This window comes from Paraburkholderia sp. CNPSo 3272, from assembly GCF_024206495.1.
In the GTDB taxonomy this organism is placed as follows: domain Bacteria; phylum Pseudomonadota; class Gammaproteobacteria; order Burkholderiales; family Burkholderiaceae; genus Paraburkholderia.
In genome coordinates this window covers 168718-194813 of record NZ_JAMBPQ010000006.1, presented here as the reverse complement: position 1 = coordinate 194813, position 26096 = coordinate 168718, and the positions used below count along the sequence as shown (strand labels likewise).

The window sequence follows — 26096 nt, the reverse complement described above, 5'->3', positions numbered from 1 at the left end:
TGACGGGAGGCGAAGCATGCAGCAGGGTGGAGAGCAGCCGTTCTTTCAGATGTCTGGAGTGTCGAAGAGCTACGGCGGCGCAGTCGCGCTGGATCACGCGGAACTCGCGGTGCGAAAGGGTCGCATTCACGCGATCCTCGGCGAGAACGGCGCGGGCAAATCCACGCTGCTGAAGGTGATGTCCGGCGTGGTGCAGCCGGACGAGGGTGTGATGCACCTCGATGGCCGCGAAGTTTCGTTCGCCTCGCCCGCAGAGGCGAACGCGGCCGGCATTGTCTGCGTGTATCAGGAGCTGTCGCTGATCCCCGACCTGAGCGTGGCCGACAACATCTTCGCGTCGAACCCGCCGCGCCGCTTCGGCATGATCGACCGCCGGGCCCAGCGCCGCCAGGCCGAGGAAGCGCTGGCCCGCGCGGGCGCGGCCGACATCAATCCGCTCGCGAAAGTGCGCGACCTGCCGCTGTCGCGCCAGCAGATGGTCGAGCTGGCCAAGGGGCTCGCGCACGAACCGCGCATCCTGATTCTCGACGAGGCCACCTCGGCGCTGACCGCCGCCGACGTGGCGCGCGTGATCGAGGTGCTCAAGCGCCTGCGCGAAGAGGGGCTCGCACTGCTCTTCATTTCGCACCGCATGCACGAAGTGAAGGCGCTCGCGGACGAATGCACGGTATATCGCAATGGCCGTCACGTGATGAGCTTCGAGGCGGGCACGCGAACGGACAATGAGGTCATCGAAATGATGATCGGGCGGAAGTACCAGCATGTCTTCCCCGACAAACCCGCGGAAAAGGCCGAGCGCCCGCCGGTGCTCGCCTGTCACGATCTCGCGTGGAGCGACACGCTGCAGGGCATCAGCTTTTCGCTGCAGCCCGGTGAAATTCTCGGACTGGGCGGTCTCGACGGGCAAGGGCAGCGCGAACTGTTGCTCGCGCTGTTCGGCGTGCTGCGCGGCTGCGCGGGCAAGATCGAGATCGACGGCAAGGCCGAGTCGATCGGCAGCCCCGTTGCCGCGCGCGCAAAGGGAATCGGCATGGCGCTGATACCGGAGGACCGTAAGACCGAAGGCCTGATGCTGCCGATGTCGGTGCGCGAGAACCTCTCGTTCGCCGCGCTCGATCGCATGTCGAGCGCGGGCGTGATCGATCGCAATCGTCAGCAGTCCTTCGTCGACCGAATGATCGAGCTACTCGCGATCAAGTCGCACGGCGTCGACGCGCCCGTGGGTTCGCTGTCGGGCGGCAACCAGCAGAAGGTGGTCATCGCGAAGTGGCTGATCCGCGAGCCGAGGATTTTGCTGCTCAGCGACCCGACGCGCGGCATCGACGTGGGCACCAAGCAGGAGCTTTATCAGCTGCTCAGGCGCCTGGCCGACGAAGGCGCCGCGATCCTGTTCTATTCGACCGACTATGACGAACTGATCGGCTGCTGCGACCGCGTGCTCGTGCTGTACGAAGGCAGGATCAAGAAGGAACTCGTCGGGCCGGCGATCACCGAACAGAACCTGATCGCGAGCGCACTGGACCTGCCGGTTGGACAAGTCGGACAGGTTGCGCAGGATTCGCCTTCCAAGGGAGTCGCGCCATGAGCGGGCTGCGTTACTGGTATGCGGAAAATCGCGGGACGTCGTTCGCGTTCGGCCTGTTCGTGCTGATGTTTGCGATTTACCTCGTCAACTATCCGTCGAGCCTATCGGCGAACGTGTTTCAGACCGCGGCGAACAAGGCGGTGCTGCTCGCGCTGGTGTCAATGGGGCAGGCGCTCGTCGTGCTCACGGCCGGCATCGACCTCTCGATCGGCATGGTGCTCGTGCTGACGAATTGCATCGGCTCGTGGATCGTCACGGGCGACGCGCTCCACAGCGCGCTCGGCATCGTCGGCGTGCTCGCGGCGGGCGCGCTGTGCGGCGCGCTCAACGGCGTGATCATCATTTTCGGCCGTTTGCAGCCGATCGTGACGACGATCGCGACAGGCGCCGTGTTTTACGGGCTGGCGCTGCTGCTGCGCCCCGTGCCCGGCGGCACGATCAACGAAGATCTCGCCGACGCACTGACCGGCAAAGTCGCGGGCGCCGTGCCGGCGAGTCTGCTGATCCTGATCGCGACCGTGGTGATCGTCTGGATTCCTTTCAAACGCTCGGCGGTGGGCCGCGCGGCGTATGCGACAGGCTCGTCCGAACCTGCGGCCTTCCTCTCCGGCATGCCGATCCGCCGCGCCAAGTTCGCGAGCTATACGCTGGCGGGCCTGCTCGCCGCAATTGGCGGCCTGTTTCTGACCTTCTTCACCGACACCGGCGAAGCGAGCCTCGGCAGCGCGAACTCGTACACGCTCTTTTCGATTGCCGCCGTGGTGATCGGCGGCGTGTCGCTGCTCGGCGGCAAGGGCAGCGCGATCGGCGCGATCTTCGGCGCGTTCGCGTTCCGCTCCATCGGCGACCTGCTGTTCGTGTTCAACGTCGACGCGCTCTGGCAGCCGCTATTCCAGGGCGTGATTCTCCTGCTGGCTGTCGCGATCGGCGCATGCGGGCTGTTCAGGGTGCGCAACCGTCTGGAGTGGTTCCAATGAGCGGCGTCTCTGCAAGCACCCGCACCACCTTCGTGTCGCGGCTCACGCGCAGGATCGACAAGCCGATCCTGATCTCGTTCGGATGCATCGCTGCGCTGCTGCTCGTCGGCGGGATGTACTCGCGCAACTTCACTTCGCCGGAATACATCCTGTTGCAACTGAAGGTCGGCGCGTTTCTCGGCATCATCGCGACCGGATTGATGATGGTGATCCTGCTCGGTCACATCGACCTCTCGTTGCCGTGGACAATTACGGTAGGCGCGATGATGGCCTGTGCCGTCGCCGGGCATGGCGAACTCGGGCAGATTCTCGCGATTCCGGTCGGCATTGGCTGCGGCGTGCTGATCGGCATCGTCAACGGCATTCTCGTCGCACTCCTGCGTATTCCTTCGATGATCGCGACGCTCGCGACCAACGCGGTCGCGCAGGGCATCATGATCGTCTATACGGGCGGCTCGTCGCCGCAGGACTCGGCGCCGCAAGTCATGCGCTGGCTCGCCGCGGGCTGGCTCTTGCCGGGCGTGCCGAATGCCGTGGCGCTGTGGGTGGTGATCGGGGCCGCGACGATGTTCCTGCTCTCGCGCACGACCTTCGGGCGCACGCTGTACGCGATCGGCAACACCGAGCGCGCCGCGTATCTTTCCGGCATCGATACGCGGCTCGTGACGGTCGCCGCGTTCGCAGTGTGCAGCGCCTTCGCCGCGTTCGGCGGCGTGCTGCTCGCGGGCTATGCGTCGAAGGCCGCGCAGTCGATGGGCGACGCCTACCTGCTGCCCGCGATCGCGGCGGTGGTGCTGGGCGGCACCTCCATTCTGGGCGGCCGCGGGTCGTACCTCGGCACGGTCGCGGGCGCGATCCTCATCACGCTGCTGCAGTCCATTCTCTCGGTCGCGCAGATGCCGGAGGCGGGGCGGCAGATCATCTACGGCGTGGTGATCGCGGCCATGCTGCTGCTGTACGGGCGCAGCAAGCGCGAAGTCTAGGGCGCGGGGGCGAGCCCCCGCTTCACGCTCAATCCCCCTGATCGAACCGGAACATCACTGCGCGACGCGATAGCGCGGCGCGGGCGTGTTGCTGGACAGCTGCGTGGACATCGCGCGGCGCGCCGTCTCGAACGCGTTCCATTGCTCCACGTCGTGCAGCGAAGGAATCGTCACGGTTTCGCCGCGCTCGAAACCGGTGAGGGCTGCGCTCACCATGTCCTGCGCGGACATCACGATCGCGCTATCGAGATGCTCCAGCGGCAGGCCGCCCGTCTCCCAGAACTCCGTGGCCGTGGCGCCGGGCAGCACCGCCTGCACGCGGATGCCCATGCCCGCCAGTTCGTGATGCAGCGACTGGCTGAACGCGAGCACGAAGGCCTTGGTGCCGCCATAGACGCCGTTGAGGACCTCGGGTGCGATGCTGACGATGGAGGCGATGTTGATGATCGCCCCCTGGCCGCGTGCGACGAAACCCGGCACGGCCGCATACGTGAGCCGCGTGAGCGCGGTGACGTTCAGTTCGATCATGCGCGTCATGTAATCGACGTCGCTCTCCATGAGCGGCGTGTGCGTGCCGATGCCCGCGTTGTTCACGAGCAGCGTGAGGCTGGCGTCGTCGCGCAGGCGCGCTTCGACGGCGGCGAGATCGTCACGGTCGTTCAGATCGGCGGCGAGCACTTCCACATCGCGCCGGGTTTCGCTCGTGATGCGCTCCGCGAGCGCGGCGAGCCGGTCGCGATTGCGCGCTACGAGCACGAGGTCGTAGCCATTGCGCGCGAGTTCCGCGGCGTAGATGGCGCCGATGCCGGACGATGCGCCGGTGACGAGCGCGGTGCCGCGATGGGTTTGCTGGGTCATGATCAAGCTCCTTTGCGTAGCGGCGCGAGTGGTTAGGTAACGTGCAAGTGGCGCTGCTGTGAATGCATTCTGGCCGCCATTGACCGTGACGCAAATGACGTATATGGTCACGATTCAGGACATGCAGCGACAGGAGCACGACATGCACCGCATCGGCTACCTTTTGAGCGACGGATTCCAGGTGATGGCGCTCGCGACGCAAAGCGTTTTCGAATACGCGAACATGGTGGCCGCCTCGCCGTTCTACGCGGTCGAGAACTATTCGGTGGAGGGGGGCGCAGTGCGGTCGTCGCTCGGCATGAGCGTGGACACATTGCGCACTCCCGCGCCCGTGCGCAGCCGCGTGGACACCTGGCTCGTGGCGGGCGTGAACGACCCGCGTACCGTGAACGCGGCGCCCGCCTTGCTGGCGTTCCTGCGCCGCGCGGGCGGCAGGGCGCGGCGGGTGGCGGGCATCTGCACGGGCGGTTTCGTGCTGGCCGAGGCGGGCCTGCTCGACGGCCGCCGCGCCACCATGCACTGGTACTACGCGCGCGATCTACAGCAGCGCTTTCCCGAAGTGCGTGTGGAAGACGACCGCATCTATATCGTCGACGGTCCGGTCTGGACTTCCGCGGGCATGACGGCGGGGCTCGATCTCGCGCTCGCCATGGTCGAACGCGACCTCGGCGCGGAAGTGGCGCGCTCGGTCGCGCACAAGCTCGTCATGCATCAGCGCCGCTCGGGCGGCCAGTCGCAGCATTCCGAAATGCTCGCGCTCGCGCCGAAATCGGACCGCATCCAGAATGCGCTCGACTACGCGCGCCGCAATCTGAGCAGCGCGCTGACGGTGGAGCAGCTTGCAGAGGCCGTGCACCTGAGCCCGCGCCAGTTCAGCCGCGTGTTCGCGGCGGAAACGGGGCAGTCGCCGGCGCGCGCCGTGGAGGGCCTGCGCCTCGAGGCGGCGCGGCTCATGATCGAGCAGAGCACGCATCCGCTCGATGTCATTGCACGCGAGACGGGCTTTCGCGACCGGCGGCACATGCGCGAGGCGTTCGTGCGCGGCTTCGGCGTGCCGCCGCAGGCGGTGCGCCGCGAGGTGCGTGCGGGAGCGTAGGCGCGTAGTTTCGAGCGCGCGGCTACGTTTGGGGTTTTGCGCTGCGGTTGGCCTTTGCTGTGACAGCGCCGAAGTGCGCGCGATATTGCTGCGGCGTGGTGCCCAGCTTGCGCCTGAATGCCACCCGCAAATGGTCGGCGTCGCGCATGCCGCATCGAAAGGCCACTGTCTTCAACGGGGCCGTGCTGTTTTCCAGCATCACGCGCGCCGCGTCGATGCGTGCGCTCTCGACAAATTCGGCGGGCGTCGCGCCGGTATCGCGCACGAAGATTCTCGCGAAGTTTCGCTTGCTCATCTTCGCAACGTCGGCGAGCACTTCCACGCCCAGATCTTCATTCAGATGCCCGAGCACATACTGCTGCACCTGCGCGATGGGCGACGTCGCCTCCGCGTAGGGCGTGAGATATGGGCTGAATTGCGACTGGCCTCCCGCGCGCTGCACGAATACCACGAGCCGTCGCGCCACGTTCAGCGCGATTTCGGGGCCGTGGTCCTGAGCCAACAGATACAGCGAAAGATCGATTCCCGCGGTCACGCCCGCCGAGGTATAGAGATTGCCGTCCTGAATGAAGATGCGGTCGAATTCGACGTTCGCGGTCGGGCACATCGCGGCGAGCGCGGCTGCGTCGTTCCAGTGCGTCGTTGCGGTGCGGCCGTCGAGCAAGCCCGCGCGCCCCAGCGTCAGCGCGCCGTTGCAGATGGAGCCGAAGCGTCGGGCGCGCGCGCTGGCTTTGCGCAGCCACGCGTGCGCGGCATCGGCAAGCGGTTGCTCCACGAGCGAGGGTCCGCCCGGAACGAGCAGCAAATCGTAGTGGCCGCCCGCTGCGTCGAAGTACCGGTCCGCGCCGATGCGCACACCGCTGGAACAGCGCACGGTGTCGCGTTCCGTTGCGATCAGTTCGAGCTGGTATTGCGCCTCGGGCGGCAGCAGGCGATTGGCCTCCGAGAAGACGTCGGTAGGGCCGAACACGTCGAGGGCCTGGACGCCCGGGAAGACGAGTAGCGCAACAGTCAGCATCGTGTTGAACGAAGAACGGAGTCAGGGATGGGAGGCTCGCTGGCGGCGGGCGAGAAGATGCGCGCCCGCGCTGCGCGGCAGCAGCACGCTGTCGACCACGCCCAGGGCCGCGAGCCCCGTGATGAACCAGAACGCGAGATGGAAGTCGGCGGCGCTTGCCCTGCCGGTGCCGCGCAGCGCCTCGGCAACCGAAAGCGCCAGCGCGCCCACGGCGATCCCCATGCCGGCGTTCATCTGCTGGAGCACGGAGAAGAGGGTCGTCGCGTCGCGCATCTGCGCCTGGGGCACGTCGGCGAAACCAATGGTGTTCAGCGCGGTGAACTGCATCGAGCGCACGAGGCCGCTGAAAAACAGCAACGCGGCCACGACGACGCGCGGCGTGTCGGCCCCGAGCAGCGTGAAACCCGCGAAGCCGAGCGCGACCAGCGCGCCGTTGCCGATCAGCACGGTGCGAAAGCCGAAGCGGTTCATGACCCACGTAGTGCCCGGCTTCATACACAGGTTGCCGGCGAACAGCCATAGGAGCAGCGCGCCCGAAGCCACGGCGCTCCACCCGAACGCGACCTGGAACATGAGCGGCAGCAGAAACGGCGCGGTGCCGATGGCCGTGCGAAACAGCGAGCCGCCGAACACGGTCACGCGAAACGTGTTGATCTTCACGGGCGCGAGATCGAACAGCGGATGCGGCACGCGCCGCAAATGCACGACGGCCGCCGCCAACAGCGCAATGCCCGCAACGCAGGTGCCGATCGACACGGGCGCGGTGACGTCGGAGCGGCTCGCCATCTCGATGCCGCTCATGACGAACGCGAAGCCGAGGCCGCTCAGCACGAAGCCGAAGGTATCGAAGCGGCGCGGTTGCGTGTGCTCGTCGCGCAGAAGCAGCAGGGCGGCCACGAGCGCGGCCACGCCGAGCGGCAGGTTGAGCAGGAAGATCCAGTGCCAGCTCCAGTGCGTGCTGATCCAGCCGCCGAGCGGCGGTCCGAGAATCGGCGCGACCAGCGCGGGCCAGGTGAGGATCGCAATGGCGCGCACGATCTCGTGCTTCGGCGTGTCGCGCAGCACGACGAGGCGGCCCACCGGCACCATCATCGCGCCTCCCAGACCCTGCAGCACGCGCGCGGCGGTGAAGGCGAACAGGCCCGTGCTCAGCGCGCAAAGCAGCGAGGCCACGCTGAATACCGTGATGGCCGTGGCGAATACGCGCCGCGCACCGAACCGCTCGGCGAACCAGCCACTCACGGGGATGAACATCGTGAGCGCGACGAGGTACGCGGAGACGCCGATCGAGAGGTACGCGGGCGCCGTGTGAAAGTCGCGGGCGATGATGGGCAGCGAGGTGGTGATGACGGTGGCGTCGAGGTTCTCCATGAAGAACGTTGCGGCCACAAGGAATGCGACGGCGGTGCGGCGATCGAGGGCGTGCGGCATCAGGCGTGTTCCAGGATTTCCGGGCGTGATTCTTCGTCGGCCGCCGGATTCGGCGCTCAGTGACCCTCATTCTACTGAAGTTGGCGCACCCTTCGCTGGCACGGTCCCTGCATGATGTGGCGGGACCATGCGATATCCATCGCGAAGGGAGGTCGATACGATGAGCAACCAGTCCGACGAGTCAGAGCGTCCCGAACACCCCGACGATGCAACGGAACCGCGCGGCACGGATATGCCCAAGCCAATTGGGGACGCTGTGCCTGCACCTACCGAGCCGGGCCTCGATCAGCCGTTGCCACCCAAGACTACGCCAGCGGAAGAGGCGGGCGAGGACCCGGGCGAGCAAGATCGGGCGCCGAACAACGACATTTCCAGGCCGGTAGGTGACGCGGTACCCACGCCGGTCGAGCCGGGCCTCGACCAGCCTTTGCCGCCTAAAAAGCACTAGCGAAACACGCGGCGGTTTCGCTACGCCTTGAGCGCATTGCGCGACTTCTCCCCGAGCAGCGGCAAGTCGCGGATTCTCACACCGGTCGCGTCGGCAATCGCGTTGGCGAGCGCCGCCGCGGCCGGTCCTTGCGCCGCTTCACCCACGCCGAGGAACGGCAGGCCGGGGCGATCGATCAACAGAACCTCCACGCGCCTCGGCACCGACGCAAAGCGCATGATCGGGTAAGTGCTCCAGTCGAAGCTCGTAATACGTTCACGGTCGAAACGCGTTTCCTCGAAGAGCGTCCAGCTCGTGGACTGCAAAATGCCGCCTTCGACCTGGTTGCGCACGCCATCCGGATTGACGATCTGCCCGCAGTCGATGGCCGCCACCACGCGCTCCACATGCACCTCGCCGGTATCGCGCATGACGGTCACGTCCATCGCAATGGCAAGGTAGGCCATCAGATTCTTGTATTGGGCGAAAGCAAAACCGGAGCCGGACGCGCGCACGTCAGGGTGCGTCGCACGCGAGCCATGCGCTCGCCAGCCGGATCGATCGGCCACGGCATGGATGACGGCTTGCGCGCGCGGATCGTAGAGATGCTTCAGGCGGAACGCGACAGGGTCTGCTTGCGCGGCACCCGCAAGCTCGTCGATAAAGCTCTCGATGGCGAACACATTCATATGCGCGCCGAGCGAGCGCATGGCCGAAACGCGTATCGGCATATCGGGCAGAAAGTGATTCTGAACGTGCAGGCGCGGCACCCGGTAGAGCGGAATACTGTTGCGGTCGCCGCCGCCTTCCGGCATGGGAATCGGCTTGGGCGGCGCGGGCGTGAAGGGTTGCGCGAGCAGCTGCGCGGGCAACAGACGGCCCGCATTCTCGATGCGGTTGTTATGGGTATTGCTCCATAGTTCGTATTGCCAGGCGATTATCGATCCGCCGGCATCGAGCGATGCGCTCGCATCCACCGTCATCGCGGGACCGAACGGCTCCCATGTGTGTTCCTGCTCGCGCATGAGCTGCACGCGCACCGGGCGGCCCGGCAGCTCGCGGGCGATGAACGCGGCGTCCCCGGCAACGTCGTCTGCACCGTTGTGTCCGTAGCAGCCCGAACCTTCCACGTGAACGCAGCGCACCTTCTCGCGCGGCATGCCAAGCATCTCGGCAATGCCGGCGCGCAAAGGGTAGACGCCTTGCGTATGTGTCCAGACCGTCATGACGCCGTTGTCGAGTTGCGCGAGCGCGCACGACGGCCCGATCGATCCATGCGTCAAATAGGGCTTCGAATAGCGGGCTTTCAACGTCACCGCCGGGGGGCTCGCGGGCGCGCTTTGGTCCGCCACGACGATTTCCTGTGCGGGCAGCTTCATCAGAAACGCGTGAATGCCGGCCGGATCAGGTAGTGCTGGGCCCGCCTGCCACTGCGCCGCGAGCGCGAGTTCGCGCATCGCGACGATGGCGCGCCATTCGTCGTCGGCGACCACGGCCAGGTAATCGCCGTTGCGCACGACCTTGACGACGCCGGGGAGTGCCGCCACGCGCGCGCTGTCGACGGCAACGAGCCGCGCGCCATAGGAAGGCGGCCTCACGACACGCGCATGCAGCATTCCGGTGAGCCGCAGGTCCTGAACATAGCTCGCGCCGCCCGTGACCTTGCCCGGAATATCCACGCGCGGCAGCGTGTGCCCGATCACGGCGTACTGTGCGGGCGGCTTCCTGGCAGCGTTGGGCTGCGCGTCCTGATGCAGGTTCGCATGCTGCACCGCCTCGCCGTAGGTCACGCGCCTTCCGTCGGCGGCGAGGATCGCGCCGCCGCGCGTGGTGAGCGCGGCGGCATCGACGCCCAACTGCGCCGCCGCGCTCGCGACGAGCAGCGTGCGCACCTGGGCCGCCGCGTTGAGGATGGCCGTGCCGCTGTCCGCCATCGTGTGGCTGCCTGCCGTGTAGCCCTCGTTTGGCGTGGCGGCCGTATCGGCCGTGATCAGTTCGATCGCATGAGGCGCGAGGTCGAGTTCTTCGGCGGCGAGTTGCAGGAGCGCCGTGCGAACGCCGGTGCCCAGCTCCGCCTTGCCCGTGAACACGCTCACGTGGCCGTCGGGTCCGACCTTGATCCACGCGTCGAGCGATGGCGTGGTCTTGAGGCTGCCGGGCAGCTTCGGCGCGCTCGCGTGGAAGGTGCCGGCTTCGGTGGTGGTTTGCGCGATGGCGGCCATGCCCGGCACGATGGCGAAGCTCACCATGAGCGACCCACCCACGAGGAAACGGCGGCGCGCGGCATCGTCGGGAGCGCCAGGGTCCAACGAAGAGGATGGGCGGGCGCGGTTCATGACTGCGTGCCTGCCGCCACTTGCCGGATCGCCGCGAGGATGCGCATGTGCGTGCCGCAGCGGCACAGATTCGGCTGCATATATCGGCGGATCTCGTCGTCGGTGGCGTGCGGCGTGCGTTCCAGAAGTGTTTGCGCGCGCATGATCATGCCCGCGATGCAGTAGCCGCATTGCGCGGCCTGCTGGTCGATAAAGGCCTGTTGTAGCGGCCCCGGACGATCCGCGCTGCCGAGTCCTTCGACCGTGCGCACGGGGCGCTCGCCCACTGCCATGACCGGCAGCAGGCACGAGAACACCGGCTCCCCGCCCACGCTCACCGTGCATGCGCCGCATTGCCCGAGCCCGCAGCCGAACTTCGCGCCATTGAGCCGCAACTGGTTGCGCAGCACGTAGAGCAGCGGCGTGGACGGATCGGCATCGACGGAATGGCTGACGCCGTTGACGTTGAGTGTAATCATCGTGATGAGCTTTCCTTGCGAAAACGCGCCACGGCCTGAGCGTCGAGCGCGGACCACGGGCCGAACGCGCTGAAGCGCGCGCGCGTGTAGTTGGCAAGCTCTGCGATCTGCGTGTCCGTGAAGGTGCCGGCGAACGGCGGCATGAAAGACCCAGCTTCGCTCTCGTGCCAGGCGATGCCGTCGAGCAGGATGCGCACGATGTTGCGGGGGCTGTCGGCGTTGACGGCGGTGGAAAGCGACAGCGATGGACGATGGCCGTCGACCGACATCGCCGCGCCTTCGCCATGGCACGACGCGCAGGCCGCGGCAAACAGGGTAGCGCCGTTGGGGGCTGCGGTCGAGACATGGACGCTGGCGGCGGGAGGCGGCGCGGCGGCATTCGGGGTGGACTGCAGTGTCAGCAGATATGCGGCGATGGCGTCGACGTCTTCGGCAGAGGCGTCGGCGAGCGAGCGCGTCACCGTGCGCATCGGGCCGGCCGCTGCGCCGTGCTCGCTGGCGTAGCCCGTACGCAGGTAGTTCGTCAGTTGTGCTTGCGTCCACGGTCTTGGGCGTGCCGTGAGGTCGGTCAGCGCGGGCGCGTCCCAGCCCTCGAGGGTGCCGCCCTGCAACGCATGGTCGCGGCGCTCGGCGCCGAGACGATTGAGCGGCGTATGGCACGCGCCGCAATGACCGAGGCTCTCGACGAGATAGCGGCCGCGCGCGACCTCCGGCGATTGTGTGTCCGTCGAGGACGTAGCAGAGACAGCAGACGCAGCCGGCAGATAGAGCTTATTCCACACCGCCATGAGTGGCCGAAACCCCAACGGAAAAATCAGCGCATTGTGCGGCGCCGGCGCGTTGACGCTCGCGCGGCTCATCAGCCACGCATAGAGCGCGGCGATATCGGCGTCGCTCATCTGCGCGAAGTGCGGGTAGGGGAACGCGGGATAGAGCAGATGCCCGTCGCGCGACACACCTTGCCGCATCGCGCGCGTGAACGCGTCGAGTGACCAGTCGCCGATGCCTGTGTCCTTGTCCGGGGTGATGTTGGTCGAGTAGATCACGCCGAAGGGCGTTTGCAGCGGCAGACCGCCCGCGAGCGGCTGACCGCCCGTCGCGGTATGGCACGTCATGCAGTTGCCGATGGCCGCGAGCTTCGCGCCGCGCGCGATGGCCGCGGCGTCGCCCGTCGGCGGCGAGGGGGCGGCCACCGGTGCGAGCCCTCGCTCCCCGGCACGCGCGGCGTGGCCGCCAAAGGCGGCAGCGAGAGCAAGAAGGACAACGGCCACGCCCGCCATCCGTACCCGCCTGCCTTTCATCGAGCCTCCAGAGCCGAGAGGGCCATCGCTCAACATGGCGATCGGCAGCGTCGTTCGATCGCGAGCAAACGACGTGCCTGGCTCGTGGCTTGCTCGCTGTATTACGATGCAGGGCAAATCGATACGGAGATGACGGGATGAATGAGCTTCGGGGCCTGCAGTGTTTCGTGACACTCGCCGAGGAACTCAACTTCAGCCGCGCAGCGGAGCGTCTGCACATTGCGCAGCCCGCCTTGAGCCAGCAGATACGCGCCCTCGAGGACCGGGTGGGCACGCAACTGATCGATCGCACGCGCCGCCCGCTGCGCCTGACGGAAGCGGGCCAGTACCTGGCCACCGAAGCGCGGCAGATTCTCGGTTCGCTCGCCGAGGTGACGCATGGCGCGCTGGAGATCGGCGTGGGCCGGCGCGGCTGGCTCAGTGTCGGCTTCACGCGCTCGTCGATGTACAGCGTCCTGCCGCCCGCGCTCAAGGCGTTTCATCAGGCGTATCCGCAGGTCGAACTCAAGCTGTTCGAAATGCTGACCGACGAGCAGACCGACGCGCTGCGCGACATGCGCATCCATATCGGCATTGGGAGGCAGCCGCTCGCCGTGCCCGGCTACACGACCTTGCCGCTGCTGCGCGAGCGGCTCGTGGTGTTGATGGCGTCGGATCACCCGCTCGCCAGACGAAAGAAGGTGCGTATCGACGAACTCGCCGATACGCCGTTGATCCTCTACCCGAAGCATCAGAACGCGCAGTTCAAGCGCACGGTTCAGGCGCTCTACCGCGACGCGGGCGTGACGCCCTTCGTCGCACACCAGGCCTATGAGATCCAGACCGCCATTGCGCTCGTCGCGGCGGGGCTCGGCGTGACGGTGGTGGGCGAGTCGGTGGCGCGTCATGGCCGCGCCGACGTCGTGGCGCGCCACCTCACGGGCCCCGGCGCTGCGCAGCGCACCGTGCTGGCCGCGACGTTCCGCAGCGACGACGCCTCGCCGCATTTGCGCGCGTTTCTCGAATGCCTGCCGCCGCCGCTCACGAGCACACTATAAGCGCACGCTTATAGAAGCATAAGTATCGCGTCTTGGACTCGACGCCTCCCGCTTCTTATTATCGAAACTCAGGCGCCCTGTCTCGCGGGGGGGCCGCCGGCAGCGCTCATTGCTGCGGGCCGATAACGATGCAGCGACGGCACCGCCCGTCGCCATGAGGCGGAGACAGCATGAGTCAGTTCGACGAAGCAGCAACCATGCGAAAGGTTTACAAGCGGCTCGTACCGCTCCTTTTCTGCATGATGTTTTTCAACTATCTGGACCGTATCAATATCGGTTTCGCAGCACTCGACATGAACTCGGACATGGGCTTCGACCCGGCCGTGTTCGGCTTTGCGGGCAGTATTTTCTTTGTCGGCTACATGCTGCTGGAAGTGCCCAGCAATCTGTTGTTGCACCGTGTGGGCGCGCGCCGCTGGATCGCGCGCATTCTGCTCACATGGGGTGCCGTTGCGGCCGCAACGGCCTTCGTATTCAACGCATCGAGCTTCTACGTGCTGCGTTTTTTGCTGGGCGTGATGGAAGCGGGCTTTCTGCCGGGTATCGCCGTGTATCTGACCTACTGGTTTCCTGAGCGCTACCGCGCCCGCGCCGTGGGTGGGTACATCATCGCGGGGTCGTTCTCGGCCGTGCTGGGCGGCCCGCTCTCGACCGCCGTCATGACTTATGCGAACGGCGTGCTCGGCATGCACGGCTGGCAGTGGATGTTCATTATCGAAGGCGTGCCTGCCATGCTGCTCGGTCTCGTCACGCTGCGCATCATGACGGAGCGCCCGGCCGACGCCGACTGGCTTTCCGCGCAAGAAAAGCAATGGCTCGAAGCCACGCTCGCCACCGAGCGCGAGGCGCTGGGCGGCCATCGGCATTTTCCGCTGCTGAAGGTGGCGAGCGACATTCGCGTCTGGAGCCTTGCGTGTCTGTTCGGCTGCGCGCTGGTCGGCATTTATGGGCTCTTCCTATGGCTACCGCGGATCGTGAAAAGCCTGGGGCACCTCAACAACATCGAAGTGGGCTTCCTCTCCGCCGCGCCGCCGCTCCTGGGCGTGCTCGGCACGTACCTCGTGAGCCGCAGCTCGGACCGCACCGGCGACCGCAAGTACCACCTGGCATTCGTGTACGGCATGAGCGCACTGGCGATTGCGGGCAGCGCGTATGCGCCGAATCCGCTGCTCGCGTATGCGCTCCTTTGCCTGACGGGCCTCTTCATCTATGCGGGCAACCCGCTGTTCTGGAGCCTTGCCGCTTCGTTCAGAACCGGCGCTGCGGGCGCGGCGACGATCGCCCTCATCAACACGATCGCACAGTTCGGCGGTGTGGTGGGGCCGTGGACCATCGGTCTCGTGCGTCACGCCACCGGCAACTTCAAGCTCGCGTTGCTCACGATTGCCGCTTTCCTCGTGGTCGCCACGCTCATCGCCATCGTGATGCGCGTGAAACCCGCCGAGCGCGGCGCATCGAACCCGGCGCTGGTTGGCCACGACGAAGCGACGGAAAGCTGATCTCAATCGTCCGTACACCTGATGGAATTGCTACATGATCATTGATTGCCACGGTCACTATACGACCTCGCCACCGCAGCACGAAGCCTGGCGCACGAAACAGATCGCCGCGCTCAAGGACGGCACGCCGGTGCCGCTGCGCCCGTCGATCAGCGACGACGAGATTCGCGAAAGCATCGAAAATGGCCAGCGCCGCATTCAGCGCGAGCGCGGCACGGACCTGACGATTTTCTCCCCGCGCGCCGCGGGCATGGGCCACCACCTGGCGGGCGCAGCGGCGAATGCGCTGTGGTCCAGCGAGTGCAACGATCTCGTGCATCGCGTGTGCACGCTGTTCCCGCAGCATTTCGTGGGTGTTTGCCAGCTGCCTCAGGCGCCGGGCGTGACGCCGGAAAACTGCATTCCCGAGTTGCGCCGCTGCGTGGAGGAACTGGGCTTCGTGGGCTGCAACCTCAACCCGGACCCCTCGGGCGGGCACTGGTCCGGGCCGCCGGTCACGGACCGCTCGTGGTATCCCCTCTACGAGGCCATGGTGGAGCTCGACGTGCCCGCGATGATCCACGTTTCGTCGTCGTGCAATCCTAACTTTCATGCGACGGGCGCGCATTATCTCAACGGCGACACCTCGGTGTTCATGCAGCTGCTGCAGGGCGACCTGTTCGCCGATTTCCCGACCTTGCGCTTCATCATTCCGCATGGCGGCGGCGCGGTTCCGTATCACTGGGGTCGCTATCGCGGTCTGGCGCAGGACATGAAGCGGCCGCTCCTGAGGGACTACCTGCTCAAGAACGTGTTCTTCGACACCTGCGTTTATCACCAGCCGGGTTCCGACCTGCTCGCCAGGGTGATTCCGGTGGAGAACATCCTGTTCGCTTCGGAGACGATTGGCGCGGTGCAGGGTATCGATCCCGAAACCGGCCACTACTACGACGACACGCGCCGCTATATCGACGCGATCGAATGGCTCAGCGACGCCGACCGGCAACGCATTTACGAAGGCAACGCGCGTGCGGTATACAGCCGTCTTTCCGCGCAGATCGAACAACAAACCGCACTGGAAGGGATTACGAAATGAACCAGATCGGCTGGCGCGAACACGAATCTGCCCCGCAGGCCAGCGCAGCGACGCTCGCCGCGTTGCGCGAACTGCAGGTGTCGCTCCTGAGCGACAACATGGCGCGCTCGAGCGGCATTCTCGGACTGCAGCCGTTCCACAAGCCGAGGCCGATGGCGGGCACGGCGGTGACGGTGCGCACGCGTCCCGGCGACAATCTCGCCATCCATCGCGCGTTCGACTTCTGCCGGCCGGGCGACGTGCTCGTGATCGACGGCGCGGGCGAACTGACCCAGGCCTTGATGGGCGACATCATGTCGAGCTACGCGGAAACTCTCGGCGTGCAGGGGCTCGTGATCGACGGCGCGATCCGCGACGTCGGCGCGATTCGCCAGCGCGACTTTCCAGTGTATGCGCGCGGCGTGACGCATCGCGGACCCTACAAGAACGGGCCCGGCGAAATCAACGTGCCGGTGACCATCGGCAGGATGGTCGTCAATCCGGGCGACATCATCGTGGGCGACGAGGACGGCTTGCTCGCCATCGCGCCCGTCGATGTGGAGACCGTCATTGCGGGCGCGCGCAGGCAGGGCGAAAAGGAGGCCGCCGCATTGCAGGCGATCGCCGCAGGGCGCTTCGACCGCGCATGGGTGATGCCACACATCGAGCGCATGAGAAGCGGCGCCTGATGAAGCCAGACGGCTTCGGACGTTAAGATGCGCGCTGGAGCCAGTGCTCCCTCGCTCAACCGCAGACCGACTCTTGTTCCATGACCCGATACCTTGACGCCGCCGCACTGCGCGAACTCGCCGAACACGCGGAGCAAACTCACCCGCAGCCTTGCACCTGCACGAAGACGCCACTGGATGGCTGGCAATCGCAGCCGCTCTCGCTCGACGAGCGGCAACTGGAACAGATCGGCACGCTCGTTAGCGCGGACGAAGCCGAACCGACCTTCGCCGAACATCTGCCGGGAGAGGCGAGCTACTGGTCGGAAAATGCGCCGATTGCGCCCCGGTACTTTCCGTACAATCGTTGCGGGGTGTGGAAATGCACGCTGTGCGGACGCCTTTACCTTCGTTATACGGAGGGCGGCGGCTATTTCGTCGATCAGCGCATCCGCGCGTTGAAAGCGCGTTTGATCGAGGATGTGCCGCTTTGAACTTCTGATTCGCGCGCGCTTATATTCCTGGTGAATCAAATGGAGGTCAGGCTTTTCCCTGGCCTCTATTTTATTTCTGGCGGCTTGATGCTCGAATGGCCGCGAATGTCGCTTTCGACTTCACAACCGAACCTTACATAGGTGTCCCGGTCGCACGCGGCTCAACCGACACCGCGTCAAACTCCGCGTATCGATGTGCCCTCGCATCAAAGTCTCGACGACAAGCTCAAGCTCGCGCTTCAATGCCCTCACACCATTGCGATACAGGAAATGGCGCGGCGCAGCATGCCCGAAATTCTTTCCCCCATGGGATCAATTCTGACTTTCATTCAATAAATAAAGACGTGAACCGAAACTTACTGGGCGCGCTGGTTCTATTCGCCGATAAGTTTCTACAGCCATACATTCATACGTGTTTTTAAATGGAAACGATTAATTTCTTTTGCTGTGCATTGTTACCGCTCCTTGCGCATCCTTACGTCCATATCGAAGCCCGCCATTCGGCCGCTTCAAGGACATGGATGACGTGAGCCACAGTGCGATGACGATTCATCGAGGCGCTCCCGCAGATTCCGTGAGGCATTCGCGTGTTGATCCACCTGTTCTGCTGCTCAAAGGAGCCGTCTGATGAATAAACCCTTATTGGCCTTTCTACTCGTGACGACAGTGGCCGTTGCCGGTTGCGGAGGCTCGGATTCTTCGAGTTCCAACCCTGCGTCGGCCGCGGTCACACCGTCCGCGCCAAAACTGCTCTCGAACATTACCGTGCCCAATACGACTAGTCCGGCGTTCAGTTTCGATATCAGCTATGTGGAAGGGGGCCGGTACTATCTGGCTGATCGCAACAACAAGTCCGTCGATGTCGTCGATACCAAAACGAAAGCGCTGCTCGGGCAGATTCCGGGCAACTTCACCGGTGCGGGTGCGAGCACCGATGCGTCCGGACCTGACGGCATCGTGGGCGTGACCGGAACGAATACGCTGTACGCAGGGGACGTCGATAGCGTGAAGATCGTCGACACGTCCGCGATGCAAACGGTCAAGACGATCCCCATCAGCACGTCGGGCTCGCGCGTCGATGAAGGTTGCTACGATCCCGACGATCATCTCGTCATGTTTGCGAGCCCCGGCGACACGCCGCCCTATGTGACCTTCATTTCGACCACAACGCAGGCCGTCGTGAACAAACTGGTATTCAACGGCTCTTCAGGCCTCGAAGCGTGCGTGTACGATCCGGCCTCGAAGAACTTTCTCATCAACAACGACGGAACCGCCGCCAACCCCGACGGCGAACTCGACGTGATCAGCGCCAGTTCGGTCACGTCGGGCGCGCCTGCGGTGAGCAAGGCGTTTGCGCTTGGCAAATGCGGCCCCGCGGGCATTGCGCTCGGTCCCAACAGCGACGTGTTGATTGGCTGCGATCCTTCTGCGGGCGATCCGCTCATTACGCTGATCCTCGATCGCAATACGGGCACGCAACTCGCGTCCGTGCCGTTCGGCGGCGTGGACCAGGTGGCTTATGATCCCGCGTCGAACCGCTACTTCCTGCCTGCGCGCCACTACGTCACGAGCGGCACCGCGGCGTCTTCGGGCTTTACGCCGACCATGGGTGTGATCGACGGCGCGACGCGCAAGCTCATTTATACCGTCGCGGTGGGTACGGGTGCGCACTCGGTCGGCATCGACAGCGGCCTCGGGGAGGTCTTCGTGCCGTACCAGCCCGGGTCGGCGGCATTCCCGAATGGCGGGATATCGGTGTTCTCGACGCAGTAGCCGCAAAGCTTCAGGCCTTGTCATGCAGCCAGCGGACGTGAAAATCGTCCGCTGGTTTTTTTGTCGCTTCGACCACTTCGGCCGGCAATGGCCCGAACTGCGCGACGCCGGCGGCCTGAAGGCGCAAGCGGCAGAGTTGGGCGTGCAGCTGCAGTTGCCGGCGAGCGACGGAGAGGTCGCGTTGCGCATCCACGCTTAACAAGGCGCAACGCGAGGCGTTGCGAACGCCGAAAGCACGCCAGAAATCCAACTGGCCCGCCATCGCAAGACACTGCGATGGCGGGCCAGAAGGCAACAACGACTACAAAGCGCGGCTATTCAGCCTGGCAACTTACTGCGCTGCCTGACCGGCTTGCGACGAACCGTTGTTCACGCCGCCCACGGCGCTGTTTTGCGCAGCGACGCGAGCTTCGGCAGCTTGAACGTTCGCCGGATATTCATTGGGGTTCGAACGTGCCGGATTGAAGCCGGCCTTTTCGACCTGGACCATGTCTGCACGGACTTGCGCGCGCGTGACGGGCTGGTTCGACTGGGCGAACACAGCAACGGGAGCGGCGAGGGCGGCAGCGACAACGACGGCTTGGACGAGCGATTTCATGACTAACCTCCAGATTTACTTTCTTCTTGAACTGCCTACAGGGTTGTAAGCAGTGGTGAAGTCAGTGTAGGAGGGTCAGTGACTAGGGTAAATACCTAATAGCCGAATTCACTGTTTCCGCCAGGAGAACAATCCTGGCATCGGCGTCGCTCAAGGCGGGATTCCCGAACGAGGTCCCAAGTGAGTGGGGTCAGACCATGCCGGGCGCGACGCCGACCGTCTCGACGAACTCGGTCTTGCCCATGCCGCGCGACTTGGCCCGGTACATGGCGCTGTCGACGGCGCGCATCAAGGTTCGCGCATCGAGCGAACGGCTGCCGCTGCCTTCCGTGAGCAGGCATACGCCGATGCTGCACGACACGGTTACCGGATAGCCCCCCACGGTGCGCATGTTGGCGAGAATCGCGTGGATGCTGTTGGCGACGGTAAGCGCGTCGTTCTTGTCGTAGACGTGATGCGCCAGCACCACGAACTCGTCGCCGCCCAGGCGTGCGAGCGTATCGCCGCGCCTCATGCGGCGCACCAGTGCGGCGGCGAAGCTGCGCAGCAGTTCGTCGCCCACCGCGTGCCCGAAGGAGTCGTTCACTTCCTTGAAGCCGTCGAGATCGACGAGCAGCATGGCCGTGCGATCGACCTCGCCCGCGCGCGTAAAGAGCGTGCGCCCGATGGCCTGCTCGAGCCGCACGCGGTTGTAGAGCCCGGTGAGCGGATCGGTCGACGCCTGGCGTTCCAGCCGGTAGACGAGCACCGCCAGATAGACGGACGTCGCCACGATGCTGAGCGCAATGCCGAGCGCGGCCGTGATGTTGGCGCGCCACCACGGTTGCCAATTCATTAGCCCCATGATGCCGACGAGCGCCACCACACAGGAAAGGGCCAGCATGCGCTGGCCATAGCGGCAGCCCGCGCCCACCAGAAACCAGAAGGCCACCCACAGGAGCGGCAGCGCGGCCGTTCCGCCCACGGCCAGCGCGGCGGTGACGATGGCCTGATCGGCGAACGTGGAAAACGTGAGGCGCAAGGGCGAGCGCGTTGGTGCGACGGTGACCGCCACATACGTGATGACGCCGAACACCACATAAGCGGTAACCGCCACAAGCGTGGCGTAGACGTGGGTCGAGCGATAGATTGAGCAGGCAACGAGGTAGGCGAGAAGCACGACGGAACCGAGCGTGATTCGCAGTGCGGCCTGCTCCTTTTCTGGGTCCTTCGGAAATGCGCGAAACAACGCTTTCCCGGGCCAGGAATGTGTTTCCATTTCGCCCATGGCTGCCACCCCCCGCTGTCATTCTGTATTTTGTCGCCCGGTAGTGTACCCCACACATACTGCGTGTCGAGGCGCTACAAAAACGAAATTTCAGCGCGCAAGGCGCCGATACGCAATGCAAGGCAGCTTCGCGCCGGATGACCGATACTGTGACGCGCATCGCGTGCAATTCATCGGTGCCGAATACGCTCGGTCAATCCATACAAGGAGGCGTCATGGGTAGTGAAGGCCAGGAAAAGCAGGGCATGTCGTGTGAGCGGCTCGCGCGCATCGAACGTTTTCTCGAAGAGAACTACGTCGCGACCGGCGCGCTCGCGGGCGCCGTCACGCAGGTGTGGCGGCGCGGCGAACTCGCGCTGAACTCGGTGCTGGGTCTCGCCGACCGCGAACGGCGCACGCCGATGGCCGAGGACTCGATCTTCCGCATCTACTCGATGACCAAACCCATTACGTCGGTGGCAATCATGATGCTGGTCGAGGAGTGCAAGATCGCGCTCGACGACCCCGTCAGCAAGTACATCCCGTCGTGGGAAAAGCTCGGCGTGTACGCGGGCGGTTTCATGGAGAGCTTCCAGACGCGGGCGAGCGCGCGCCCGATGCGCGTGGTCGACCTGTTGCGGCATACCTCGGGACTGACCTACGGCTTTCAGCAGAACACCAATGTCGATGCGGCGTATCGCAAGCTGAAGGTCGGCGAGCTTGCGACCGCGGGCACGCTCGACGAAATGATCGAGAAGCTGGCCACGCTGCCGCTGGAATTTTCGCCGGGTGAGGCCTGGAACTATTCGGTTTCCACGGACGTGCTCGGCTATCTCGTCGGCAAGGTCAGCGGCATGGCGTTCGAGGACTTTCTGAAAACGCGGATCTTCGACCCGCTCGGCATGATCGATACGGCCTTTTACGTGCCGCAGGAGAAGGTGTCGCGCTTCTGCGCGTGCTATGCCATCGGCGCGCTCGGTTCGAAGGTCGTCTCCGAAAAAGGTCCTGAGCTGCAGGACGATCCTCACACGAGCCCTTATCGCGAACCGCCCTCGTTCGTTTCGGGCGGCGGCGGCCTCGTTTCCACGGCGGCCGACTACATGCGGTTCGCGCGCATGCTGTTGCGGGGCGGCGAACTGGACGGCGCGCGGCTGCTGGGCCCGAAGACTATCGCGCTGATGACCGCCAACCATCTGCCGGGCGGCGTCGACCTGCCGCGCCTCTCGCGCTCGATGTTCACCGAAGCGGCTTACGAAGGCGTGGGCTTCGGGCTCGGCTTCGCCACGACGATTGCGCCCGCGTCCACGCTGATTCCGGGCAGCGCGGGCGACTTCTTCTGGGGCGGCGCGGCCAGCACCTTCTTCTGGGCCGATCCTCGCGAGGACATGATCGTGTTGTTTCTCACCCAACTGCTGCCTTCGACTGCGTACCCGATTCGCCGGCAGTTGCGCACGCTCGTTTACAGCGCGATTACGGAGAGCGAAAGCTGAGCAGCGCGCCTCGCCTTCGCGAATGGCAACGACATTGCAAGAAGGCTCGTCGGCGGATTGCCGGCGGCCTCTTCTCCGTTTCCATCACCGCATACCTTCCCGATAAGTGGAAGATAGATTCCTGATATCGACGGATTCTCTCGTGATTCGTGGGCGGGTAGCATCTGCTGCCGTGCACCTCAATCTCAGAGAGAGAACGTCATGACCCGCCTGAATCTGGCTTCGATTCGCAATAAGGACTACGAATTCAGCGTCGACACGATGCGGGAGCATTGGGATAGCGGACTCGAAGATATTCGCAATTCGTTTTCTCATCGCGAATGGTTCGAGGTGCCGAGCCGCGAGCAGGGTTTCGTAACGCACGACGTGCATCGCTTGCCCAGTTGCGTGCCGCAGGACGATCGTGACGCGCTCATCGTGCCGCTCTCGGCGGAACGGAAAGTCGTCGACGGCGAGCTGGCGATCGAAGCCCGCGAGTCTGCTGGAGAGGGCGTATTGTGAGTAAGGGGCCCTTTCCCTGCGCTGTGGACCGCCTGTGCGATGAAACCCTGCGGAGGCCGTGGGGCTATATTTTTCGCAGCATCGCCATGATCGCGCTGGCGGTTTCGCCGGCGATCATATGCGCCTGCCTCGCACAGACTTCGGCACGTTGGGACCTGTTCGAGCGGTCGGGATCGGTCATCACCATCACGGGCCTTTTGCTGGCATCGCGCCGCTATCTCGAGCATACCGTGACGGATCTCGTGGTCGCCCACGCAAACCAGGATGCCGGATTCAAGCCGCATCACGCATTGAGCGAGGTACTCGCGGCCAGACGTGGACTGACGCTTTCGGCGTTCGGTACGCTCATTTGGGGATGGGGAATATTCCTGCGGTGGTGGAGCTTCGGCGTGCTGGCGTTGTGGATGGCATTCGCGGTCTACCGGGTATTTCGCGACCCGGTATTGCAACGCCCCCGCGATGACGATTTGCCGTGATATGTGAGCGCCCGCGCCGGGTGCAGCCGCCACTCTCCGGCGCGAGGGCAGAGTTCAGTGACGCTTGCTCAACATCTCCAGCAATGCCTTTGCGGCCGGCCCCGACGACGCGGGATTCTGACCGGTGAGCAGCAGCCCGTCTTCGAGTACATACGGCTGCCAGTCGGGCCCCTTCGAATAGTTGCCGCCTTTTGCCTTGAGTTCGTCTTCAACGAGGAACGGGACCACCTTGGTCAGCCCAACCGCTTCCTCTTCGCTATTCGTAAAGCCCGTGACCGACTTGCCGTTGACGAGCGGCTTGCCATCGGGACCTTTCACGTGCCGCAGCACCCCGGGCGCGTGGCAGACGAGATCGACGGGCTTGCCGGCTGCGATCGTGCGCTCGATCAGGCCAATGGAGTCCGGGTCTTCAGCGAGATCCCACATCGGACCGTGGCCGCCGGGGTAGAAGACGGCGTCGAATTCGTCGTGGGCGACATCCTTGAGCTTCGCCGTGTTGCCCAGATCCGCCAGCGCGGCCGGGTCGGCTTCGAAGCGACGGGTCAGGTCGGTCTGAAAATCCGGCTCATTGCTCTTCGGATCTAGCGGAGGTTTGCCGCCCTTGGGCGACGCGAGCACGATCTGCACGCCGGCGTCCTTGAACACGTAGTACGGCGCGGCGAGTTCCTCGAGCCAGAACCCGGTCTTGCGTCCCGTATTGCCCAGTTCGTCGTGCGAAGTCAAAACCATCAGAATCTTCATGACGTTCTCCTTAATGCGTTTACACAACTTCAGGTGGCAGAGAATTCCGGTCAACGCCCGCGGCATGCCGAATCAGACTACTGAACTTGCATCAAGCCAAAGCAGGAAGATGAATCGTGGCGTTCACGTTCACGGGAAGGACAGGCGTGCGCGTACAGGGCCGGTAGATGATATCGCCGCGACGGATCGCTTTGCTGCTCACTGCGCACAAGCCGGCATGGGCGCGCGAAAGCCCGCTCTCGCGGGCCGCGTGTGTTCTACTTGATGAGTCCCTTCTGTCTTCGATAGACGTCCGTAGGCAGGCCGCCCCATCCCCAGTTTTCCGTTGGCACTTCTTCGATGACGACGAAAGTCGCCTCCAGCGGTTTGTTCAGCACGTCGAGCATGAGTCGGCTCACGCCCTTGATCAGCTGGGCCTTTTCTTCCGCCGTGACGGAATCCGTGCCGGGCCGCGTGCCCTCGCGTGTGACCTGAATTGTGACGATCGGCATTTTGCTTTCCTCGATGGTGATCGTTGCAGTGAGCGCCGGCGAGCGGCGCTCCTCGTCGGCCCGTTGGGGGCCCGTGGAGCGCAGTGCGCCTTAGTGGCCCGCGACCTGGCCGCCGTCGACGTGGAGGATTTCGCCCGTCACGAAGGGCGCCGAGTCGAGATAGAGGATGGCGTTCACGATGTCGCTCATTTCGCCCATATGTCCCATGGGATGCAGTGCGCCGAGCGCGGCGTGGGTTTCTGGCGCGTGCATCGGCGACTTGATGATGCCGGGCGATACCGCATTGGCGCGAATGCCGCGCTTGGCATACTCGATCGCCAGCGAGCGCGTGGCGGCGGCGAGACCGCCCTTGCTCAGCGAGGCCAGCACCGACGGTACGCCGTCGATCGCATGATCGACGAGCGTCGTCGTGATCGTGACGACGTGGCCGCTCTCATGCTTTTCCATCTCGGCAATTGCGCGCTGCGTGATATGGAAGAAACCGTCGAGGTTGGTGCCCTTGATCGCCGCGTAGTCTTCCGCGGTGTATTGCGTGAACGGCTTCGCCACGAAAATGCCCGCGTTGTTCACGAGCGTATCGACGCGGCCAAAGCGCGCGACGGCCGTTTCGATGACACGGCGCGCCGTGGCCGGGTCGGCGATATCGCCGGCCACAGCGACGAGATCGCTATCGTCAGTCTGTTTGATGTTGCGCGACGTCGCGACCACCTTGTGGCCGAGTGCGCGGAATGCCCTGGCCGCTTCGGCGCCGATGCCTTGCGATGCGCCTGTGATCACGACGACTTTGGGGGATTGACTCATATGAACCTCGAAGTAAGTTGGACTCTGTTTTCGATCGGGTTTGCTGCTCCGATGACGACCAATTTACGCATCCACGCCCCCGGTTTGAATACAAGACGCGGACAAACAGTTATGAGCCGCAGGAACAAATGGGATCAAGCTGGGCGCGACAGCAGGCGGCGGCGTCGCCCGCAGAAGCGGTTGACGCTGGATCGAGGCGACGGCCCGTCTCACGCGAGCTCGGAAACTTTCTTGCATACATCTGCAATGTCAGATATATTCCGCATCAGATATCGAGGAGGGCGATCGATGAACGATCCCGTCAATGAAGATTTCGAGCGCACGCAGAAGCTGGTGTTCGTGCTCGGTCAGGCGCACCACTTGATGGCCACCGAACTCAGGGCAGGGCTCAAGGACGCCGGGCTGAACCTGCAGGAGCGCGGCATTCTGCTGACGCTGGCCGGCGGCAGCGCGAAAACGCCGGCGGCACTGGCGAAGCTGCTTGGCGTCCACCCGGCCCGGATGACCCGCGTGCTGGACAAGCTGGAAATCAGCGGGCTCGTGGAGCGCGCGCGCAACGGCACGGACCGGCGCCTCGTAGACGTTTCGTTGACGCGGGAGGGCCGCGCGGTCGCGGCCCGCAACGCAGACGTTGCGCCTGGGGCCTGGAGCGAGCGGCTCTCGCACTTCTCGAAGTCCGACTTCGACGCGTTGAGCACGCTTCTTTCCAGACTGCTCGATGGCTAAGGCGGCTTTTTTTGCCCAATTATCAGACATG

At 64.7% G+C, this 26096-nt stretch carries 27 protein-coding genes and 1 pseudogene; 15 read left to right on the top strand and 13 right to left on the bottom strand.

The window, feature by feature from the left end; translation table 11 throughout:
* Positions 1 to 16: 16 nt before the first annotated feature.
* From M3I53_RS10330 to M3I53_RS10320, 3 genes are read left to right on the top strand one after another with little or no spacing between them, the layout of a single operon-like run.
* The gene (locus tag M3I53_RS10330) at positions 17 to 1585 is read left to right on the top strand and encodes a sugar ABC transporter ATP-binding protein (RefSeq protein WP_254315846.1); all 1569 of its coding nucleotides are present in this window, start codon (positions 17 to 19) and stop codon (positions 1583 to 1585) included.
* A complete protein-coding gene (locus tag M3I53_RS10325; protein ID WP_254315845.1) occupies positions 1582 to 2562 on the top strand; it encodes an ABC transporter permease in 981 nt (326 codons plus the stop codon). The genes M3I53_RS10330 and M3I53_RS10325 overlap by 4 nt, the downstream gene beginning before the upstream one ends.
* Positions 2559 to 3545, top strand: coding sequence for an ABC transporter permease (locus M3I53_RS10320; protein ID WP_254315844.1), 987 nt, complete (start codon positions 2559 to 2561; stop codon positions 3543 to 3545). The genes M3I53_RS10325 and M3I53_RS10320 overlap by 4 nt, the downstream gene beginning before the upstream one ends.
* Positions 3546 to 3599: 54 nt before the next feature.
* Here the strand turns inward: M3I53_RS10320 and M3I53_RS10315 are convergent, their stop codons facing one another.
* Positions 3600 to 4403, bottom strand: coding sequence for an SDR family oxidoreductase (locus tag M3I53_RS10315; RefSeq protein ID WP_254315843.1), 804 nt, complete (start codon positions 4401 to 4403; stop codon positions 3600 to 3602).
* A gap of 142 nt (positions 4404 to 4545) precedes the next feature.
* Here M3I53_RS10315 and M3I53_RS10310 point away from each other — a divergent pair, with 142 nt between their 5' ends.
* Complete coding sequence (locus M3I53_RS10310; RefSeq protein WP_254315971.1) at positions 4546 to 5499, top strand: GlxA family transcriptional regulator; 954 nt, start codon at positions 4546 to 4548, stop codon at positions 5497 to 5499.
* 22 nt (positions 5500 to 5521) lie between these two features.
* On the opposite strand, the gene M3I53_RS10305 is transcribed toward M3I53_RS10310, so the two are convergent.
* Entirely contained in the window at positions 5522 to 6517 is a 996-nt protein-coding gene (locus tag M3I53_RS10305) for a GlxA family transcriptional regulator (RefSeq protein ID WP_254315842.1), read from the bottom strand.
* Between the two features lie 21 nt (positions 6518 to 6538).
* On the bottom strand, positions 6539 to 7948 hold the full coding sequence (locus M3I53_RS10300; RefSeq protein WP_254315841.1) for an MFS transporter: 1410 nt from the start codon (positions 7946 to 7948) through the stop codon (positions 6539 to 6541).
* 160 nt (positions 7949 to 8108) lie between these two features.
* Between M3I53_RS10300 and M3I53_RS10295 the strand changes: the two genes are divergently transcribed.
* Complete coding sequence (locus M3I53_RS10295) at positions 8109 to 8396, top strand: hypothetical protein (RefSeq protein WP_254315840.1); 288 nt, start codon at positions 8109 to 8111, stop codon at positions 8394 to 8396.
* Between the two features lie 20 nt (positions 8397 to 8416).
* Here the strand turns inward: M3I53_RS10295 and M3I53_RS10290 are convergent, their stop codons facing one another.
* From M3I53_RS10290 to M3I53_RS10280, 3 genes are read right to left on the bottom strand one after another with little or no spacing between them, the layout of a single operon-like run.
* Entirely contained in the window at positions 8417 to 10711 is a 2295-nt protein-coding gene (locus tag M3I53_RS10290) for a molybdopterin cofactor-binding domain-containing protein (RefSeq protein WP_254315839.1), read from the bottom strand.
* Positions 10708 to 11169: a (2Fe-2S)-binding protein gene (locus tag M3I53_RS10285; RefSeq protein WP_254315838.1), complete on the bottom strand. Its 462-nt coding sequence runs from the start codon at positions 11167 to 11169 to the stop codon at positions 10708 to 10710. The genes M3I53_RS10290 and M3I53_RS10285 overlap by 4 nt, the downstream gene beginning before the upstream one ends.
* Positions 11166 to 12470, bottom strand: coding sequence for a cytochrome c (locus M3I53_RS10280; protein WP_254315837.1), 1305 nt, complete (start codon positions 12468 to 12470; stop codon positions 11166 to 11168). The genes M3I53_RS10285 and M3I53_RS10280 overlap by 4 nt, the downstream gene beginning before the upstream one ends.
* 137 nt (positions 12471 to 12607) lie before the next feature.
* Here M3I53_RS10280 and M3I53_RS10275 point away from each other — a divergent pair, with 137 nt between their 5' ends.
* The 6 genes from M3I53_RS10275 (at position 12608) to M3I53_RS10250 (ending at position 18995) form a co-directional block, all read left to right on the top strand.
* Positions 12608 to 13507 (top strand): LysR family transcriptional regulator, encoded by a 900-nt coding sequence (locus M3I53_RS10275; protein WP_254315836.1) that lies wholly within the window; start codon positions 12608 to 12610, stop codon positions 13505 to 13507.
* Between the two features lie 170 nt (positions 13508 to 13677).
* Positions 13678 to 15006 carry an MFS transporter gene (locus M3I53_RS10270; RefSeq protein WP_254315835.1) on the top strand — a complete coding sequence of 443 codons (1329 nt, stop codon included), beginning with the start codon at positions 13678 to 13680 and terminating at the stop codon, positions 15004 to 15006.
* Positions 15007 to 15040: 34 nt separating this feature from the next.
* On the top strand, positions 15041 to 16081 hold the full coding sequence (locus M3I53_RS10265; protein ID WP_254315834.1) for an amidohydrolase family protein: 1041 nt from the start codon (positions 15041 to 15043) through the stop codon (positions 16079 to 16081).
* Complete coding sequence (locus M3I53_RS10260) at positions 16078 to 16749, top strand: RraA family protein (protein ID WP_254315833.1); 672 nt, start codon at positions 16078 to 16080, stop codon at positions 16747 to 16749. The genes M3I53_RS10265 and M3I53_RS10260 overlap by 4 nt, the downstream gene beginning before the upstream one ends.
* A gap of 80 nt (positions 16750 to 16829) precedes the next feature.
* Complete coding sequence (locus M3I53_RS10255) at positions 16830 to 17222, top strand: hypothetical protein (RefSeq protein WP_254315832.1); 393 nt, start codon at positions 16830 to 16832, stop codon at positions 17220 to 17222.
* 627 nt (positions 17223 to 17849) lie between these two features.
* A complete protein-coding gene (locus tag M3I53_RS10250) occupies positions 17850 to 18995 on the top strand; it encodes a hypothetical protein (protein ID WP_254315831.1) in 1146 nt (381 codons plus the stop codon).
* Positions 18996 to 19005: 10 nt separating this feature from the next.
* On the opposite strand, the gene M3I53_RS10245 is transcribed toward M3I53_RS10250, so the two are convergent.
* From M3I53_RS10245 to M3I53_RS10235, 3 genes are all read right to left on the bottom strand, one after another.
* Positions 19006 to 19257, bottom strand: a complete 252-nt coding sequence (locus M3I53_RS10245; RefSeq protein ID WP_254315830.1) for a hypothetical protein — start codon at positions 19255 to 19257, stop codon at positions 19006 to 19008.
* A gap of 69 nt (positions 19258 to 19326) precedes the next feature.
* A complete protein-coding gene (locus M3I53_RS10240; protein ID WP_254315829.1) occupies positions 19327 to 19593 on the bottom strand; it encodes a DUF4148 domain-containing protein in 267 nt (88 codons plus the stop codon).
* A 190-nt stretch (positions 19594 to 19783) separates the two neighbouring features.
* Positions 19784 to 20851: a GGDEF domain-containing protein gene (locus M3I53_RS10235; protein ID WP_309249514.1), complete on the bottom strand. Its 1068-nt coding sequence runs from the start codon at positions 20849 to 20851 to the stop codon at positions 19784 to 19786.
* A gap of 224 nt (positions 20852 to 21075) precedes the next feature.
* Here M3I53_RS10235 and M3I53_RS10230 point away from each other — a divergent pair, with 224 nt between their 5' ends.
* The 3 genes and pseudogenes from M3I53_RS10230 to M3I53_RS10220 all read left to right on the top strand — a co-directional run bounded on the left by M3I53_RS10230 (position 21076) and on the right by M3I53_RS10220 (position 23306).
* Entirely contained in the window at positions 21076 to 22329 is a 1254-nt protein-coding gene (locus tag M3I53_RS10230; protein WP_254315827.1) for a serine hydrolase, read from the top strand.
* A 234-nt stretch (positions 22330 to 22563) separates the two neighbouring features.
* Positions 22564 to 22830 (top strand): annotated as a pseudogene (locus tag M3I53_RS10225) (DUF3734 domain-containing protein); the annotation flags it as partial.
* 86 nt (positions 22831 to 22916) lie between these two features.
* Complete coding sequence (locus M3I53_RS10220; protein WP_254315826.1) at positions 22917 to 23306, top strand: hypothetical protein; 390 nt, start codon at positions 22917 to 22919, stop codon at positions 23304 to 23306.
* A gap of 54 nt (positions 23307 to 23360) precedes the next feature.
* Here M3I53_RS10220 and M3I53_RS10215 read toward each other — a convergent pair whose 3' ends face one another.
* The 4 genes from M3I53_RS10215 to M3I53_RS10205 all read right to left on the bottom strand — a co-directional run bounded on the left by M3I53_RS10215 (position 23361) and on the right by M3I53_RS10205 (position 25339).
* Positions 23361 to 24047, bottom strand: coding sequence for a type 1 glutamine amidotransferase domain-containing protein (locus M3I53_RS10215; protein WP_254315825.1), 687 nt, complete (start codon positions 24045 to 24047; stop codon positions 23361 to 23363).
* A 91-nt stretch (positions 24048 to 24138) separates the two neighbouring features.
* Entirely contained in the window at positions 24139 to 24258 is a 120-nt protein-coding gene (locus tag M3I53_RS38590) for a DUF3331 domain-containing protein (RefSeq protein ID WP_375542491.1), read from the bottom strand.
* A gap of 46 nt (positions 24259 to 24304) precedes the next feature.
* Positions 24305 to 24538: a 4-oxalocrotonate tautomerase family protein gene (locus M3I53_RS10210; protein WP_254315824.1), complete on the bottom strand. Its 234-nt coding sequence runs from the start codon at positions 24536 to 24538 to the stop codon at positions 24305 to 24307.
* A gap of 90 nt (positions 24539 to 24628) precedes the next feature.
* Positions 24629 to 25339, bottom strand: a complete 711-nt coding sequence (locus tag M3I53_RS10205; protein ID WP_254315823.1) for an SDR family NAD(P)-dependent oxidoreductase — start codon at positions 25337 to 25339, stop codon at positions 24629 to 24631.
* 288 nt (positions 25340 to 25627) lie between these two features.
* Here M3I53_RS10205 and M3I53_RS10200 point away from each other — a divergent pair, with 288 nt between their 5' ends.
* Positions 25628 to 26065 carry a MarR family winged helix-turn-helix transcriptional regulator gene (locus tag M3I53_RS10200; protein WP_254315822.1) on the top strand — a complete coding sequence of 146 codons (438 nt, stop codon included), beginning with the start codon at positions 25628 to 25630 and terminating at the stop codon, positions 26063 to 26065.
* Positions 26066 to 26096 lie beyond the last annotated feature (31 nt).